Annotated in this window: 12 protein-coding genes; 2 read left to right on the top strand and 10 right to left on the bottom strand. The window is 45.9% G+C overall.

Annotated features, from left to right (window positions below; all coding sequences use genetic code 11):
- Window positions 1-187 precede the first annotated feature (187 nt).
- From M4I31_RS12300 to M4I31_RS12275, 6 genes are all read right to left on the bottom strand, one after another.
- The gene (locus M4I31_RS12300; protein WP_085049358.1) at window positions 188-4,138 is read right to left on the bottom strand and encodes an NACHT domain-containing NTPase; all 3,951 of its coding nucleotides are present in this window, start codon (window positions 4,136-4,138) and stop codon (window positions 188-190) included.
- Between the two features lie 902 nt (window positions 4,139-5,040).
- Window positions 5,041-6,051 carry a cytochrome d ubiquinol oxidase subunit II gene (cydB, locus tag M4I31_RS12295; protein ID WP_085049357.1) on the bottom strand — a complete coding sequence of 337 codons (1,011 nt, stop codon included), beginning with the start codon at window positions 6,049-6,051 and terminating at the stop codon, window positions 5,041-5,043.
- On the bottom strand, window positions 6,051-7,457 hold the full coding sequence (locus tag M4I31_RS12290) for a cytochrome ubiquinol oxidase subunit I (protein ID WP_085049356.1): 1,407 nt from the start codon (window positions 7,455-7,457) through the stop codon (window positions 6,051-6,053). Before M4I31_RS12290 ends, cydB begins: the two co-directional genes overlap by 1 nt.
- Before the next feature lie 50 nt (window positions 7,458-7,507).
- Window positions 7,508-8,014 (bottom strand): ferritin-like domain-containing protein, encoded by a 507-nt coding sequence (locus M4I31_RS12285; protein ID WP_038640433.1) that lies wholly within the window; start codon window positions 8,012-8,014, stop codon window positions 7,508-7,510.
- A 24-nt stretch (window positions 8,015-8,038) separates the two neighbouring features.
- The gene (locus M4I31_RS12280; RefSeq protein WP_038640435.1) at window positions 8,039-8,536 is read right to left on the bottom strand and encodes a ferritin-like domain-containing protein; all 498 of its coding nucleotides are present in this window, start codon (window positions 8,534-8,536) and stop codon (window positions 8,039-8,041) included.
- A 92-nt stretch (window positions 8,537-8,628) separates the two neighbouring features.
- A complete protein-coding gene (locus M4I31_RS12275) occupies window positions 8,629-8,814 on the bottom strand; it encodes a general stress protein (protein ID WP_006684659.1) in 186 nt (61 codons plus the stop codon).
- 485 nt (window positions 8,815-9,299) lie between these two features.
- On the opposite strand from M4I31_RS12275, the gene M4I31_RS12270 reads away from it, so the two are divergent.
- Window positions 9,300-10,499, top strand: a complete 1,200-nt coding sequence (locus M4I31_RS12270; protein WP_085049355.1) for a zinc-dependent alcohol dehydrogenase — start codon at window positions 9,300-9,302, stop codon at window positions 10,497-10,499.
- A 68-nt stretch (window positions 10,500-10,567) separates the two neighbouring features.
- Here the strand turns inward: M4I31_RS12270 and M4I31_RS12265 are convergent, their stop codons facing one another.
- Window positions 10,568-11,740 carry a MalY/PatB family protein gene (locus tag M4I31_RS12265; protein ID WP_085049354.1) on the bottom strand — a complete coding sequence of 391 codons (1,173 nt, stop codon included), beginning with the start codon at window positions 11,738-11,740 and terminating at the stop codon, window positions 10,568-10,570.
- 10 nt (window positions 11,741-11,750) lie between these two features.
- The gene (gene malX / locus M4I31_RS12260; protein ID WP_085049353.1) at window positions 11,751-13,343 is read right to left on the bottom strand and encodes a maltose/glucose-specific PTS transporter subunit IIBC; all 1,593 of its coding nucleotides are present in this window, start codon (window positions 13,341-13,343) and stop codon (window positions 11,751-11,753) included.
- A 169-nt stretch (window positions 13,344-13,512) separates the two neighbouring features.
- On the opposite strand from malX, the gene M4I31_RS12255 reads away from it, so the two are divergent.
- Window positions 13,513-14,541, top strand: coding sequence for a Mal regulon transcriptional regulator MalI (locus M4I31_RS12255; RefSeq protein WP_038640443.1), 1,029 nt, complete (start codon window positions 13,513-13,515; stop codon window positions 14,539-14,541).
- A gap of 45 nt (window positions 14,542-14,586) precedes the next feature.
- Here the strand turns inward: M4I31_RS12255 and M4I31_RS12250 are convergent, their stop codons facing one another.
- A complete protein-coding gene (locus tag M4I31_RS12250) occupies window positions 14,587-16,095 on the bottom strand; it encodes a YdgA family protein (RefSeq protein WP_085049553.1) in 1,509 nt (502 codons plus the stop codon).
- Between the two features lie 106 nt (window positions 16,096-16,201).
- Complete coding sequence (gene manA / locus M4I31_RS12245) at window positions 16,202-17,377, bottom strand: mannose-6-phosphate isomerase (RefSeq protein ID WP_085049352.1); 1,176 nt, start codon at window positions 17,375-17,377, stop codon at window positions 16,202-16,204.
- Window positions 17,378-17,526: the final 149 nt, after the last annotated feature.

Raw genomic sequence — 17,526 nt, 5'->3', positions numbered from 1 at the left:
AGTAATCGGCGAAGTGTAAGAGTTACTACTTACCATTAATTATCGTAACCGACTATTTAAATGAATCTACTGAAACTCTGGTTATTTACATTATAGTAAAGAAACTTTATTATAACGAGTGGTTAATAGCTGAAAAGGTGATAAAAATGTGCAGGCTTCGAAAGAAACAAAGCCCGCACCATATTATTTAATTTTCAAGCCATTTGTCTAATACATTAGCATCATTGACTACAGAACCACTTCTTTCACGCCACTTGCCATATATGCCCTGAAGCATATATCTGCAGTTAATATTATAGCGAGTCAGGTAAGAGTATTTTCCTAAAAATTCCTGCAATCTAGAGTCAATATTACTTACATCATGGAGTAGATTATAAATGACGAAGGTTAATATTCTCGTTGATTCATTTGAGTATAAAGAGATGCACAACTTGTCAAGTTCATTTTTGAAAAAACAATCAATTGCATTTGATTTGTTAAAGCTTAGATTAAATAAAAGTAAAGCAAGGCATGAAGCTCTATATTTAACGCTTTCATTTGGATTAAGACAATCTGCTAATAATTCATCCTCAGTAAGACCTAAATTAGTCAGAATTCCATTATTAAAAGCATCAATATTTTTTTTCTTTATGCTTTCAATTGTTAGCTTTGATGAAATCAATGAGTAACTTAAAAAAGGTATGAGTTTTTTCTCGGATGGATAGTCAATTTTATATAACGAAAGAGACGTTGAGCCATGAATCAATCTATGTTCATGGCTGTCGCTTAGTGACATTATAGTGTTTTTTATGTGACTGGAAGCATCTGGCGCAACAGAAAAAACTTCATTCCATAGAAAATAATAGTTTGCAAAAACATTTGGCTTTCTGATGGCTATCTCTGACACGACCAACATAATATCACGCCTATTTTCTTTTAGTGCGTCCTCAACATCTTCACGCTCAAAATAAGGTGCAGCTAGAGTTTCTAATGCAAGTTCTGGGTAGTCATTACATAGTGCACGCCATTTATCTAAATCGAATGGGATACGTTCATACCCAACAAATTCATACCCGGGAAGAATTTTGTGGCCATCAATAACGTTATCTTCAATATATGACATGAGTTCATGGTCATTAAAACTTAGCAGTCTCCGTATATACTCAATGTAGGATTCATCATCGAAATTCAATGGGATCATAGCGAGTATAGATGCAGGGATACAATGTACCTCATAGTTATGAGATTTAATTAGTTCAAGGGTCTTGCGTAAGCTAACAACATCTTTTGATAGGGCATGCTCATAAATGGATTTAAGTACTTCCACTGGATATGAATAGTTCGAATCAAAAAAATCAACCGGATTAAAGAGTAATGAATCTTCATTTTTCTGTGTTGGATAGCTATTAACAAGTTTTACAAAACAATATTTGGATTCTGAGGTGTTAGCTGGTGCTTTGGCTCTTGATCTCATATTGAGATGTTCTTTTAAGAAAGCTTTTTGTCTCTCTTGAATGTCCGACATAAATATAGTTTTGGGGCTAATTGATATAATCCTTTTTAGATACATTTCAATTAAATATATGATTTCATTATCAGTATTATTAGAAAAATACTTTTCTACAATAACCTTAATAAACCATTTTTTTAGCATGTTATTCTGTCTATGGTGGAACTCCATATTTGAGGCTGACAGGATAGCTTTCCAGTAATATACAGGCGCACAATTTAATCTATCAATAACTTCATCAAATCTTTCGTTGGTTTCTTGCAGCATGACGGAAAAAAGTACCCCACATGCTATAGTTTCACTATAATCAACAGTTAAAAAAGTATCAATCATATTGTTAAGTAACCAATTTTTAGATTGTTCCATTCTTAATGTGGCAATTTTTTTCAAAATTTCAAAATCAGAACAACCCCATAGCGACGGTAAGCACTTATTAAACAAAGCCCTTACTCTCTTATCTTGTTCTAGAAGCCCTTCTTCCACAAGGCGAAGTACTAGAAGAGAACCGATAGAGCTGCGTTTACTAAAATATCTTAAATCTCTATTGTCATCATTATCATCAATCTGTTGTAACAATGAAGATACTAAAATCAGAGCTGTTTTTCGCTTATAGTGTATGAGCGCACTCAAGATAAAGTGGACAACTTCACGCCAATGCGCATCACTGCAAATTATTGTTAATCTTTCAAGCAAAATCTGATCGGTAACTTCATTATGAATGAATTCGGCAGCAAAAAATTCTTGTAACTGCCTTATATCAAATCTAACATATTCCGTGCTATCTGGCGTATTAACGAAGACCAATCTCTCAATTGCTGCTTCCATTAACAACTTAACTGTTTCCTCGATATCCCCATCCATTAACATTTCTGTCGTTGAGAAAGCTAATTTTCTAAACTCACCTTTGGGCATAGCTGTTTCTGCACCATTACTATATTCGGCTCGAACGTGGAGACTTATACCCAAACGGTCATGAATAGCTTTAAGTAATTGATCCTTTTCTTGTAGTAATGTTGAAATTTTAGGGTCTGGGAAGTTTTTTAGAGTTTCGCGTTTCTTCATTACAACATAAAAATTATTAAAAAGTTCCCATCGTTTTTCTGGCGGACGACCGCCATCACGAACGACCACAGCCATTATATGGGACTGCAATGGAGTGGCCATAATTTCTTTCACTTGTGGCGAAAGAATAGCTGAGGCCAAAATACTTAATGAGTTGTTCCCATCTTCTTCGCTACGATTAAATCTAAGTATTGGTTCAGCACACGATAATGCGACACTCTCTGGCAATGGCTGGAGAGTGCATATTGAGGCATCAAGATCATCAAATTGACCAGAATAACCTTGTGGTCTTGTTGTACACAGAATAAGAGAATCAGAATCAATACTTGGTAAAAACTCATTAGAAAAACTTATTATTTCATTTGCTATATCATCTTTAAGATCATTTGGAACTTCATCAAGGCCATCAAAATTTATGAAACATGTATTTTCAGATAAAATTTTTCTAAGATTGTTTGAATCTATAGCAAAAGATATTTTGTAATTGATTTTATCACAGATATAAGCTATGACATTTTTGGGGGAGAACTTATCCTTAGTTATGTACCAGTTCGCATAATCTTTTAATTCAATAAAAATTGGAATTCTTGGTGAGTTTGGCCAATAACCATCTTTTAAGGCTTGTTCTTTTAGTTCTAGAGCAATCTCTTTAACTTGGGGAGTAATTGTAGGCGCGTTCTTTGATAGAATAAAGGCAGCTCGTTGAATTTGTGCGAAATATTGACCAATCGTTGACTTCCCCTGACCAGGCCCACCTTTCAATAGTACAATTCTTGTTCTTCTTGGATTTTTCGACCAAGTTTTCCAGTTCGGACCAAAATTTAACCATGTACTTATTTTGTGTACATTGCATGAGGATGATACTAATGACTCCATAATATTAAAATCACTTTGTAATTCAGCGCTTTTGATGGGTAAGTCTCTGAACAATTCATGAATTTTGGGTTTGTGATCATTATTTGAACCTGCTTGTTCTAACTTTGTATAACTTAAATCTTTAAATTGACTAATCATAAAATGATCAATTAAAGATTTAATGTTAGCGTTACTTTCAGTTAGCGAGTTATATAGTTCAGTTATAACATGGCCGGGTGTTAAAAAATGGCCATATTCTTTTGCAACAACAGGGTGTTCAGCAAGAAAATCTAGTATTTTTCTTCCACCCCACACATCGACCTTGGTATTTGGAGAATACTTTTTAACTAAACTAATTATTTTATCGTAAGCTCCAGTCCGAGGCACTCCACTGGGCTCTACATTAGAAGCGATAATCCATATATCCGGTATTTTTCTTTCGTCATTTTCACTGAATGCTTTGATTTCCTTAATAACTTCTCTTACTAACCATTTTTGTGAGTTTGAATTCGTTGTTGGCTTGTGAAATTTAGATTGGATATACCATATTCCTTCCCAACTATCAGTTATAGAAGGATATGGCGCTTTTCCCTTCAAATACCCGTCTCGACCGCCATCAGGACCTGTTGCGAATCCTGTGATACCGTTGCCTAAAACTTTCATAGCTAGAAAGTTGACCATATGTTCAAAAGAATATGAATCTAACTGTGTTAAATCGTATGGGGTAGCCATTTTATATTCCATTATGGTTAATTAAGAATCAAAGCATGCTTATTCAAGACTAATCTAATTCACAAAAAATAACTAATAAAATAGTGCTAATTACTTCTCGCAAGTTTTCTGAGTTATTGGTATAACCAATTGATTAATAACGATTTATAGAGATTTTCATATGCTGCTGTAAAACCTTATGGAAAATCTTGAAAGCATGATGTACTCATCAGCATCCACTGGTGGCACTAAACAGTAATAACAAGAGGGAGGGGCTGATTGACCCGTGTGGTTATGTCGCGGTTGTACCACACTTTAGGATGTAATTTTGGGGGCAAAACCGAGGGTTTTTGGGGGCATGGGGACACGAAAAGGGGCATTAACTCGTCAGTATTTGCTAGAGTTTGTCAGTTAATGATCCTAATATATCTTATTGTTTAGTAAGTATATTATTGATCGTGAAAGGATTTACCTTAACTTCGCTACCTAAAACTGTACAAACAGCTTCTTCATGAAATATCACCGTAACTTCAATTGGTTGTTAGCGTTGAGCAAGAAGGATGAGCACCTCGTACGCTGGGACGATTCGGGAATTATGACCCGATTCTGTGATGAATCGCCCTCTTAGGAGGGGGCAAATTTGGGGGCAAATTCGGTGTTGGGGGCATGAAATTGCCCCCTTAAATGTACGATAATGCGTGATAATGTAGGATTTAGAATTCTGCTAACTTACTGAAAATAATGTATTTTATTAATTTTAAAGAGAAAGTTAGTTTTTCATCATAATGTGCAGGGCATTATACAACAGAATCATAATTCTCTAATAACTTTGAATAAAGCGCGCCAACACTTTGCAAAAGGGTCACATTGTGGACATTTATTTCAGATTTTCAATGAGTCAGGCGATCGGCGTTCTATCCTGGTCAATGGTAGCCTTCTCCGTCAGATACTTTGCCGCGAAAGACATAGTAGCTCCATGCTGTATACATCAGAATGACCGGAATAATAATAAGCGTGCCAACCAGCATAAACATCTGGCTTGCAGGGGGAGCCGCTGCATCCCATAAGGTAACATGCGGCGGAATAATATAGGGCCACAGGCTGATACCTAAGCCGCTAAATCCCAGAAAGATCAATCCCAGCGTCAGGATAAAAGGTCGTGCATGGCTGGTGTTGTCGCTGCTCAGACGCCAAATCCACAGGCTGAGTATCGTCACCAGAATGGGGACCGGCACAAACCAGTAGAAATTAGGTAGCGTGAACCAGCGTTCTGCAATGTATTGCCAGCTAAGGGGTGTCCAGATGCTGACCACGGCAATAACCGCCAGCAGAGCGAGCAGAACATGGCGCGTTAATTTACGCATCCGTTCCTGAAGCGCGCCATCGCTTTTCATTATCAGCCAGGTGCTGCCGAGTAACAGATAGGCGGCAACCAGTCCGAGTCCGCAAAACACATTAAATGGGGTCAACCAATCCAAGGCCGACCCGGCAAAGCGTCGTTCTGCTATATCGAAGCCGTTAATCACGGCGCCAACAACGATACCCTGACTCACGGTCGCCAGCAACGAGCCGCCGGCAAAGGCGTAGTCCCAAAATAGCCGATGCGAAGGCGTGGCTTTAAAGCGAAACTCAAATGCCACGCCGCGAAAAATCAACCCAATTAGCATCATCGTGAGTGGAATTGCCAGTGCGTCAGCAATCACAGCATAAGCCAGAGGGAATGCGCCAAAGAGACCGGCACCACCGAGCACCAACCAGGTTTCGTTCCCGTCCCAGACGGGGGCCACGCTGTTCACCATCACATCTCGCTCGCTGGGGGCATGTACAATGCTAAACAACATACCAATGCCCAAATCGAAACCGTCCATTACGATGTACATCAGCGTGGCAAAGACAATGATAATAAACCAGATTACGGTGATATCGATGTCCATCAGATTTTCTCCTCTTCATCCGTTACCGGTTCTGCGGCGGAAAGCGGACGCGCAGGGGTGCCATCGGTTTGTGAGGTCAGTTCACTGACCGGCTGAGGTCCTTTTTTAATCAGCCTGAATATGTAGTGATAACCCACGCCAAAGACGGTGCTATAAACGACGATAAATACCAGCAAACTGATGACCATTTGCGTTGTGCTGTGCAATGAAACGGCATCCCTCGTGCGCAAAAAACCGTATACGACCCAGGGCTGGCGGCCAACTTCCGTGGTCACCCAGCCGGCCAGTAAGGCCAATAGTCCGGCAGGCCCCATCAAAAGCGCAAACCACTGGAATGGGCGGGAATGGTACAGGCGTTTGCGCCACCGTAACCAGACACTGCAGATACCCAGGGCGATCATCAACACGCCCATGCCAACCATGATGCGAAACGACCAAAATACAATTGCGGAGTTGGGGCGATCTTCCTTGGGAAAATCCTTCAGCGCTGGAACCTGCTTGTCCAGGCTATGGGTCAGAATCAGACTGCCCAGCGCAGGGATCGCCAGAGCGTATTTGGTGCGCTCTTCCTCCATGTCAGGCATGCCAAACAGCGTCAACGGCGTCGCCTCTCCGGGGGGATTCTCCCAGTGTCCCTCAATGGCCGCTATTTTCGCAGGCTGATGCTCAAGGGTATTGAGACCATGCATATCTCCAACAACCGCCTGAATAGGGGCGACAATCAGAGCCATCCACAACGCCATCGAAAACATTTTACGAATGGCAGGGGTATCGTTACCCCGGAGTAAATGCCAGGCGGCAGATGCGCCAACGAACATCGCGCTACTCAGAAAAGCAGCAATCGACATATGCAATAAGCGATACGGAAATGAAGGGTTAAATACGATAGCCAGCCAATCCTGGGGAATGACATGCCCATTTTCGAGGCTAAAACCTTGAGGTGTTTGCATCCAACTGTTGGAAGCCAGGATCCAAAAGGTAGATAGCAACGTGCCCAGCGCCACCATACAGGTGGTGAAGAAATGCAGCGCTGGAGATACTTTATTCCAGCCGAATAACATTACGCCAAGGAAGCCCGCTTCGAGGAAAAAGGCGGTCAGGACTTCATAAAGCAGCAGTGGTCCGGTAATACTGCCGGCAAATTGCGAAAAGCCGCTCCAGTTGGTACCAAACTGATAAGCCATCACCAGGCCGGATACGACGCCCATCCCAAAATTGACGGCGAAGATTTGCAGCCAGAAATTATAGAGCGAGCGCCAGAGATTGTTTCGCGTGCGCAGCCACATCCCCTCCAGCACCACCAGATAGCTGGCCAGTCCAATCGTAATCGCGGGAAAAAGAATATGGAAAGAGACAGTGAAGGCGAACTGAAAACGGGCTAAATAAAAAGCGTCAAGTTCAGGCACGGTACAGACCCCATCCGAGGAAGCTCTGCCTGAAGCAGAGCGTAATGAGATTATTTTTTGGCTACAACGCCGTCAGCGTCAGACCGTAAGAGAAATTGTTCTGTCGTTTGCGGAATATGTTTAATCAGCCAGTCGGCCATCTCACGTTCCTCTGCCAGAATCGTTTCAATAGCGGGGATAGAGGCGGTATCACCGACCTTTTTTGCGGCGGCCAAAAGCGATGTGTAGCAGGCTATTTCAAATTGCTCGAATACATAGCCGCTAATTGCGCCTTTTACAATTTCGTCAGAGGGAAACATGCCACCAATCGACTGGCCAAAAGCCGCCATTTTACTCATTGAGTCTTTTAATACAGAGCGCGAGATATCGTTTCGATCGAGGATCTCTTCCAGCAGAGTAATTTGCCGTTTTGTTTCATTAATATGTTGCTCAATTCTGGCACGCAAATCAGGATAATTATCGATACGACTCGCCATCGATTCCAGCATTGACTCCGCTTGCTTTTCCATCGCGTGTGCATCGCGTAGCCAGTCATGGTAATGTTCTAAGTGATTCATCGTAATTTCCTCGTGTCAGTATGGTTATCGTTTTTCAGCGTCTTTATTAATGTTACCAACCGCAAGATCGGTTAATTTCAGATCGGTTTGTTTCTCTTCTTCAAGCGTTTCTGCGAGGAGTTTTACGGCTTTTTTATATCCAAGTTGTTCTGCCAGGGTTGCCAGTGTGCCGTAGCTGGCAATTTCATAATGTTCCACTTTCTGTGCGGCTGCGATTAATGCCGCATCGCGTACTTCATTTTTCTCGGTGCTTTCAATAACCTCATTAGCCTCTTCAATTAAGCCTTCCATCGCCACACATTTCATGCGTTTAATCTTAATTCCCGGCTCTTGCTCAACGATTTGGTCAATACGTTCAATTTGCCCCTGAGTTTCTTCCAGGTGGGCATTAAAGGCTTTGCTGAGCTTTTCACTTGATGCGGCTCTGGCGAGTTTAGCCAGTCCGCGCGTTAATTGTTTTTCGGCGCTATAGGTATCTGAAAGTAGGTGAATAAATACGTCTTCAATGCTTTTCATATGCATATTAATATCCTGTAGAGGTTAAAAATAACTGCGAGCCTCATACAGACCCGCAGGACACTCTTTTCATTAAAAGATGAAAATAACGCTAACTATCAGGAGTTGTCAGACTTACGGCCACCACCGTGGCTGCTTTGTCCACCTTTTTTGCCTGCTTCAGATGCGCGTTGCGGATCGTTTTTGAAGTTACCACCGCTATGTTGACCGCCTTTACGGCCCGCTTCTGATGCTTTTTCTCGGTCTTCTGCGAAGTTACCGGAACCACCACGATGCTCTGCCATATATCACCTCATATATCGGTTATGTCAGTCAGATACAAAAAAATAATTTCGTATCCGTCGTTGTTCAAGGCTTAAAGTTAGCGGCTATTTGTATTAAGTCAAATTTAATGTTGATATGCGGATTAGTCCGTATTGATAATTTTCAATGGATTGCGGGAAATACCGCTTCGCTTATTATGGATGACGTTTAATTAATAAATTGCTGTAACCGTCTGAGATTTAGAAGGAATAAAGGCATGATTGCCTGATCAGGATTATTCTTGTAAATTTTCTTAAATTATAAATAGATCGCAATAAAATCGAAGCGTTCCGCTCAGTCTTAAAATGACATTATTAAATGTCATGGTATTCATTTTGTTCTACGCTTACTACTCTTTTGGGCAAAAACAATACGGAGCGAAAACATGGTTAACCTAAATAATGAAGGAACCAGCCAAATACGATAATTTTTTACTTTTAAGATGATGACTTAAAGGAGAAAAATGATGAAAGCACTGACTTATCATGGCCCTCATCATGTTAGCGTTGATAATATGCCAGATCCCGGCATAGAAGAGCCGGATGATATCATTCTGCGTGTTACTGCGACTGCTATATGCGGTTCGGACCTGCATCTTTATCGCGGTAAGATCCCTGGAATTCATCATGGCGATATATTTGGTCATGAGTTTATGGGCGAAGTGGTTGAAACGGGATCGCAAGTGACGGCTGTAAGTAAAGGTGATCGCGTGGTGGTACCCTTTGTCATTGCCTGTGGCGAATGTTTTTTCTGTCAACTTCATCAGTATGCCGCGTGTGAAAGCACTAACAGTGGCAACGGCGCAGCGCTGAACCGCAAGAATATCACGCCACCGGCGGCACTGTTTGGCTACAGCGATCTGTACGGCGGTATTCCTGGCGGTCAGGCCGAATATGTTCGGGTGCCAAAAGCGAACACAGGCCCATTCAAAGTGCCGGATACGTTGGCAGATGAAAAGGTTCTTTTTCTGTCTGATATTTTACCGACGGCATGGCAGGCAGTGAAGAATGCCGACATTAAGCCAGGCTCCAGCGTTGCTATCTTTGGCGCTGGACCGGTAGGGTTATTAACAGCTGCCTGTGCTCGTCTCAACGGTGCCGAACAGATATTTATCATTGATCATAACGATTACCGCCTTGAATTTGCACGACAACGTTATGGTGCGATACCCATTAACTTTGATAAAAACGACGATCCCGCAAAATGGATTATCGATAACACGGTAGGTCATCGTGGCGTGGATGCGGTGATTGATGCCGTCGGTTTTGAGGCAAAAGGGAGCCTCACTGAAACTGTACTCAGCACATTAAAAATTGAAGGTAGTAGCGGAAAAGCGCTCAGGCAATGCATTGCGGCAGTGCGCCGGGGAGGAATTGTCAGCGTCCCTGGCGTTTACGCCGGTTTTATCCACGGATTCATGTTTGGTGATGCTTTTGATAAGGGGCTGACGTTTAAAATGGGGCAGACACATGTGCATGCTTACTTACCTGATCTGCTTAATTTGATAGAGAAGGGATTGCTTACCCCGGAAGAGATTGTGACGCACCATATGCCGCTGGAAGATGCCGCAAGAGGATATGAAATTTTTGAGAAACGGGAAGATGGGTGTCGAAAAGTTATTCTGGTACCGGGAATGAAAGCGGGATTATCCACGGTGAATGATTGACGCTGGCTTAATGGAGGAGGCGTCAGGCTGATAAGGCGCGCAATGAGGTTTTCATTGCGCAAACCTGCTTAACGAATTGTACGGATGGCGTTAATCAATCCCTGAACGCCTTTTTCAAGTTTTGAGCGCGGGCATCCGGCATTCAGACGCACAAAACCGCGTCCTTCTTCGCCGTAGGTGTATCCTGGCATGATGGCGACTTTCTGCTGGTGGATAAGCGCTTTCTGCAATTCGCGATCATCAATGTTGAGCGGACGCAGGTCAATCCACGCCAGATAGGTAGATTGCGGAACCTGCCAGCTCAGTTCGGGGAATGCGGCATTAAGCTCGCGTGAGACGTAATGCAGGTTGCTGGCAAGGTAATCCCGCAGCGCATCAAGCCAGCTTGCGCCCTGTTGATAGGCGGCAATATGAGCGGTCAGCGCCAGTACCGCCGGCGAGGAAAGACCATCGCGACCTTTTAATGCGCTGAGATAATCGTTACGACTTTGAGCGTCTTCAATCATCCCGTAAGCCCCGGTCAGTGCCGGAATATTAAAACTTTTTGAACCGGAAGTGAGCAGCGCCCAGTTGTCACGTGCGACGTTACTCCAGGGAATATGTGGGTGATCTCCCCATACCATATCCATATGGATCTCATCGGAAATAACTTTTACACCATGGCGCTGACACAGTTCCGCCATGGTTTCCAACTCATCACGCGTCCACACTTTACCCGTCGGATTTTGTGGGCTACAGAGCAGAAGAATTTTGCTCTCTGGACGAGACAGGGCATTCTCCAGCGCGGCCATGTCGCAGTACCAACCGTCAGTGCGTTTTTCCAGTTCGACAGCGCGCACCACACGCTGATTACCCTCGATAGCTTTGTAAAACGCGTCGTAAGCCGGAGTGTGGATAACCACTGCATCACCCGCGGAAGACCACTGGCGAATCAGCTCTGACACCATATAGATGACCGAGGGACCATATACCAGCGACTGAGGATCGATTTTGGTATTATGACGCGTAAGAAACCAGTGCTGAATGGCCGCCAAAAATTCATCATTTTTCCAACGGCTATAACCCAATACGCCATGGGACAGGCGCTGGGTAAGCGCCTCAAGAATGCAGGGGGCAGTGGCAAAATCCATGTCAGAGATGGTGAACGGTAGCAGATCGGCTGAGCCAAAACGGTCGGCGACGTAATCCCATTGGGTACACCAGGTGCCGTGTCTGTCCACAACCTTTGAAAAATCAAACATAGTGTTGTCCTTAAGCCTGTACGGTATTCATCAGAACCGCGATTTCGTCTTTCACTGACTGGACCTGCGGACCAATAACAACCTGGAGGTTATGCTGATTGAGTTGTACTACGCCAATGGCACGATTGTCCTTCAGAGCTTGTACGTTAACAAGCGACATATCTTTTACTGACAAGCGCAAACGAGTAATGCAGTTATCCAGGCTAACAATGTTTTCCGCGCCGCCCAACGCCGCCAGAATAGCTGGCACGTTGTATCCCGATTTACCTGGCGCTCCAGCCATCACTTTTTCGATAGTGCTGGCCATTTCGACTTCGCGACCCGGTGTCTTCAGATTGAAGCGCGTGATGGCGAAGCGGAAGATAACGTAATACACCGCGAACCAGATAGCCGCGACGACAGGGACCAGATACCACTTGGTAGACAATCCATGCAGGATGCCGAACACCACGAAGTCGATCAGGTTACCGTCAGTATTACCGATGGTAACGCCAAGCACCGCCATCACGGTGAAGCCGAGGCCGGTAAGCAAAGCGTGGATCACATACAGAACCGGGGCCACGAACAGGAACAAGAACTCAAGAGGTTCGGTCGTACCACCAATGACACAGGCAATCAGACCGGAAATTAATAACCCTTTAATTTTATGACGATTCTCTGGACGTGCGCAGTGATACATCGCTAACGCTGCACCCGGTAACCCGCCGAGGAACGCTGGCATTTTACCCTGGGACAGGAAGCGGGTTGCGCTTTCAGAGAAGCCTTGGGTTGTCGGGCAGCTCAATTGAGCCTGGAAAATAGTCAGTGCGCCGCTCACGCTATGACCACAGACTTCCTGCGTGCCGCCGGCTTCGGTAAAGCGAATCAATGCCACCAGAATATGATGCAGGCCAAAAGGCAGCAACAGACGTTCGCCGGTGCCAAACAGCATAGGACCAAATTCACCTGCACTGTTGATGATGTGACCGAGTCCGGTAATGCCCATGGCGAAAACCGGCCAAATCAGGGGAATGATCAGACCGACCAGGCCCATCACTACCGAGGAGATGATGGGAACGAAGCGAGTGCCGCCGAAGAAGGCGAGAGCATCCGGCAGACGAATGTTATGGAAGCGTTCATGCAGCATCCAGACGATGATCCCGGCGATGACGGCGCCGAGGATCCCGGTGTCGATCGACTGGATCCCCAGAATATTTTGCACGTTGTTGGCTTTCAGGATCGCCGCATCAGTGGTGGGTAAGATACCTTTTGCGGTTAACCAGAAGTTGACGGCAAGGTTCATTACCGCGTAACCGACAAAACCAGCGAACGCCGCCACACCTTTGTTCTCGCGCGCCAGGCCAAGAGGAATGGCAATACAGAACATCACCGGTAGGAAGCTAAACGCAAATGAGCCAACCTTGCTCATCCAGGTAAAGATGGCCTGTAGCACCGGATTTCCTAACGCCGGGATTAACGTTAAGACGTCGTGGCTGCTTAACGAACTGCCGATCCCTAACATGATCCCGCAAAATGAGAGCAGAGCCACGGGCAACATAAAAGTTTTGCCCAACTGCTGGAAAAATTCCCATAACGTTATTTTTGGTGTGGTTCTCGTCGTCATTAAACGACTCCTTGTTAAATCAGGCTGGCTAATGATGGCGAGAAGATAAAACGTTTTACCTAATTTTAGTGCGGTATAAATCACATTATCGAACGATAATAGGGGGTATAAATATAAGTGATTGATAAAACGTTTTATCCGTCACGTTATCAGGGAGTTTTCTGTTTTTATGGCTATAGCCAAAAAAATAACGATCCATGATGTTGCGCTGGCTGCGGGTGTTTCGGTCAGTACCGTCTCATTGGTACTCAGTGGCAAAGGACGTATTTCATCAGCAACCGGTGAACGGGTAAATGCTGCCATTGAGCAACTGGGGTTTGTGCGTAATCGACAAGCATCAGCCCTGCGCGGTGGGCAGAGCGGGGTAGTGGGGTTGATCGTGCGCGATCTTTCTACGCCGTTTTACGCCGAGCTAACGGCGGGGCTGACGGAAGCATTAGAAGCCCAGGGGCGCATGGTCTTCTTACTGCATGGCGGTAAAGACGGCGAACAGCTGACACAGCGCTTCACCCTGTTACTTAATCAAGGGGTTGATGGCGTGGTGATCGCCGGGGCCGCGGGCAGCAGTGACGCGCTACAGCAACTGGCCGCTGAGAAAGGGATCCCGGTGGTGTTTGCGTCACGCGCCAGCTATATGGATGACGTTGACACCGTCAGACCTGATAACATGCAGGCCGCGCAACTTCTGGTTGAACAACTGATACGTCATGGGCATCAGCGCATTGCCTGGCTGGGCGGGCAAAGCTCTTCATTAACCCGGGCAGAGCGCGTCGGCGGCTATTGTGCGACATTGTTGAAGTATGGTTTGCCATTTCATAGCGACTGGGTGCTGGAGTGTTCATCCAGCCAAAAGCAGGCCGCGGAAGAGGTGACGGCGCTGTTACGCCGGAATCCCACAATCAGTGCGGTGGTGTGCTACAACGAAACCATTGCCGTAGGCGCCTGGTTTGGCCTGATGAGAGCAGGGCGACAGAGTGGTGAAACAGGCGTAGATCGCTACTTTGAACAGCAAATATCCTTGGCCGGATTTGCCGATGTGGCGGAAAGCGCGCTGGATGATATTCCCATTATTTGGGCCTGCACGCCTGCCCGTGAAATGGGATACACCCTTGCGGAACGCATGCTACAACGCATTGGCCACGATGAAAGCCATTCGCGCAATCTGACGCTTGCCGCCCGACTGGTCGTCGCGAAATAAAAAAAGCCCGATAAGCAAAGTTATCGGGCCTGTCGTAAGGGATATTTACTGTTGCGGGGCAGCAGGCGCGTCCGGCTCAGCAAAGGTAGGCATACCGAACATGCCAACAAACTCATCCAGCGACATTTTCTGTCCGTTCAGTGTTACCTGACCGTTCGCATATTGCAGGCTGGAACCGATAACGTTGTCCTGCAGCGTCGTAATACGGAACATCTGACCCATCGCCGCGAGGCCATTAACCTGCTGCTTCGCCAGACCCGCCGCTTCTTCCTGCTGATATCCTTCCAGTTTGGCAATCTGCGTCATGAATTCAGTCGCCATGTCGACAGGGATCGTCAGCTTAGCGTCCAGTGATTTGACGGAGCGATCCACTTCCTGGGCCAGCGTTTGCGGCTCCACGGTGTTAGCGGTCGGATCTTTCAGCAGTAGAGACAGATTAAAGGCGGTTTCACCTTTCGCATTTTTCCAGCTCAGTGGCGCAATGGTGATAACCGGTTCGCCTTTCATCAGAATCGGCAGGGCATTAAAGAAGGCTTCGGTGACTTTCTGCTGATATAGCTCCGGGTTTTGCACCACATCCACCTGTGACATCAACGCCTTGGTCTGGGCGCTATACTGCTGACTGAACTGGTGCAGGGCTTCACCATCAATCTGACCCACTTTCAGCGTCAGTTTGCCGCTACCCATATCCTGGCCCTGCAGTTTAAGGCTGTTCAGAGTGTAATCCAGCTGGCTGTTAACGGTTTTACCCTCGTTGATCAGATCGGATTTACCATCGATACCCATGCCTTCCAGAACCGCCAACTCTTTACCCTCGACTGAAATTGACAGTTTTTCGAGTGACAACTTCTGGTCGCCAATACGCTCACCAAAGCTGGCGATACTGCTGGAACCTTCAGTTTTCAGGTTATTGAAGGTAATTTGTACCTTCTGGTTGTACTCATTGACCGCATTAACCAGACCACTTTGCGCATCGCCAGTCAGCGAAACCGCATTACCGTCTTTGTCAGCCGTAAACTGGAATTCCCCGCCGCTGAAGGCCACTTTTTCATCGCCATTCTCGTAGTTCAGCGGTTTGAGGGAGAGATCGGAGCGGGTATCGCCGCTGTAACCGATACGGGAGTTAATGATGAATGGCGTTTCACCTTTGGCAATGTCGAACAGTGGTTTGGTGACGTTGTTATTCACCAACGTTGTTTTCACCGAGGCCATGGCGGGAACCAGATTCAGCGACTTCAGCTGTGCCAGCGGGAAAGGACCGTGATCAACCGTTTCATTAAGGACGATGCTTTGCCCCGGCTTCAGCCAGGAATCTTGCTGCCCGGTGATGGGTTTAACCACCAGTTGCAGTTGGCTATTGAACACGCCGCGCTGATAGTTTTGATAACTCAGTTCAATTCCCGCCTCAGGGGAGTAGCGTTTCAACTGATTGTTTGCCTGTGTCACCATCTCGGCGAGATGCGTTTCGAGTTTTTTACCTGTGTACCAGGCACCGCCCGTCCAGACGATACCCAGTGCAACCACTACACCCGCAGCTACCAGCGATTTTTTCATTTTGATATCCATAAAATAAAACCAGGCGTTTGAAGACGCCTGGAGGAGTGACTTGTCTTTAACTCACTACAGCTTAGCAAGAGTTGTTAAAAATATCAGTATCTTGCTACAGCTTGTTATAAACCCGAGCTAAACGGCCCTTGCCGCTGACGTTGACCGGCGATTCATTCGCACTAATAAAGGCCGACTCACCCGGCTGCAGTACCAGACGCTGCTCACCTTTGCTCAACACGGCTTCACCCTCAATGCAGAACAGAATTGCGGCGCTTTGCTGGCCGATCTCTGCACCAGTGGCCGTTAACTCATGTAGGGAGAAGGCGAAATCGTCGACCGGAATGGGGAAGTCCAGTTCGCCATCCGTTTTAACCGGTGTGGTCAGCAACTGGTTTGCAGGTTTAGCGACAAATTTAACGTTGGCGACCAGTTCCGGGATATCAATATATTTTGGCGTCAGTCCGGCGCGCAGCACGTTATCTGAGTTAGCCATCACCTCCAGCGCCACACCCTGCAGGTAGGCGTGCGGGGTTTCAGCAAACAAGAACATGGCCTCGCCGGGATTGAGTTTAACCACGTTGAGCAGCAGTGGGGAAAAGAGTCCGCTGTCGTTAGGGTAGAAGTCGGCGATCAGGCGGATGGTTTGCCAGGGTTCACCCTGCTGGCTGTTCAGCGCCGATTTCAGTATCGCCAGCGCATGGGATTTCTCCTCATCCTGCATATTCAGCAAACTGGCGAATAGATAGCTCAGACGCTCTGCACTCGGCTCCTGCAGGAAATGCGCAATAGCCGGATGCGCGGCGGAAACGGGTTGTAATAACGCAACAATTTCGGCGAACTCACGAAATGCGTTCATTGCCAGGAAAGGCGTCAAAGCAAAAACCAGTTCTGGTTTGTGGTTAGGATCTTTGTAGTTGCGCTCGGCGGCATCCATTGGGATCCCGGCGGCGTTTTCTTTGGCAAACCCGATTTCAGAATTGTGCTTGCTAGGATGAACCTGAATCGAAAGGGGTTGCGCGGCGCAGAGCACTTTAAACAGGAAGGGCAGTTCACCGAAGCGTTTGGCAACGGCATCACCTAATAGCGCGGATTTATCGCGTTCAATAACGTCGCGTAAAGCAACCGTCTGACCATCAGCGCTCTGAACCTGCGAACTGCTTTTTGGGTGCGCCCCCATCCAAAGTTCAGCCATCGGTTGCTGAGTTGGGTTGGCAATCCCATAAAGTTCCGTTAACGCAGTTTTACTTCCCCAGGCGTAGTTCTGCACTGAGTTGATGAGTTTTTGCATTCTCAAGCCCTGTTTGAATGTGGAATTTTCTCTGGCTATTAAACCAAGAAACCCTGAGGGAAGTAACCTGCGCATGTAAAAAGTCGTACTTGTCTCAGTTTTTGTTAAAAAATTGTGTAGGATATGGTGACTCGCTTTTAATACCCTGA

This window comes from Citrobacter sp. XT1-2-2 (assembly GCF_023516235.1).
GTDB classification, from domain to species: Bacteria; Pseudomonadota; Gammaproteobacteria; order Enterobacterales; family Enterobacteriaceae; genus Citrobacter; species Citrobacter werkmanii.
This window is presented reverse-complemented; position numbering and strand designations above follow the sequence as displayed.

Bases quoted from the DNA above. Each gene is read 5' to 3' on its own strand.
- M4I31_RS12255 (WP_038640443.1), top strand. From the start codon at position 13,513: ATGGCTATAGCCAAAAAAATAACGATCCATGATGTTGCGCTGGCTGCG.
- cydB (WP_085049357.1), bottom strand. From the start codon at position 6,051: ATGGACATCGATATCACCGTAATCTGGTTTATTATCATTGTCTTTGCC.
- malX (WP_085049353.1), bottom strand. From the start codon at position 13,343: ATGACGACGAGAACCACACCAAAAATAACGTTATGGGAATTTTTCCAG.
- M4I31_RS12285 (WP_038640433.1), bottom strand. From the start codon at position 8,014: ATGAATCACTTAGAACATTACCATGACTGGCTACGCGATGCACACGCG.
- M4I31_RS12265 (WP_085049354.1), bottom strand. From the start codon at position 11,740: ATGTTTGATTTTTCAAAGGTTGTGGACAGACACGGCACCTGGTGTACC.
- manA (WP_085049352.1), bottom strand. From the start codon at position 17,377: ATGCAAAAACTCATCAACTCAGTGCAGAACTACGCCTGGGGAAGTAAA.
- M4I31_RS12300 (WP_085049358.1), bottom strand. From the start codon at position 4,138: ATGGCTACCCCATACGATTTAACACAGTTAGATTCATATTCTTTTGAA.
- M4I31_RS12275 (WP_006684659.1), bottom strand. From the start codon at position 8,814: ATGGCAGAGCATCGTGGTGGTTCCGGTAACTTCGCAGAAGACCGAGAA.
- M4I31_RS12250 (WP_085049553.1), bottom strand. From the start codon at position 16,095: ATGAAAAAATCGCTGGTAGCTGCGGGTGTAGTGGTTGCACTGGGTATC.
- M4I31_RS12270 (WP_085049355.1), top strand. From the start codon at position 9,300: ATGAAAGCACTGACTTATCATGGCCCTCATCATGTTAGCGTTGATAAT.
- M4I31_RS12280 (WP_038640435.1), bottom strand. From the start codon at position 8,536: ATGCATATGAAAAGCATTGAAGACGTATTTATTCACCTACTTTCAGAT.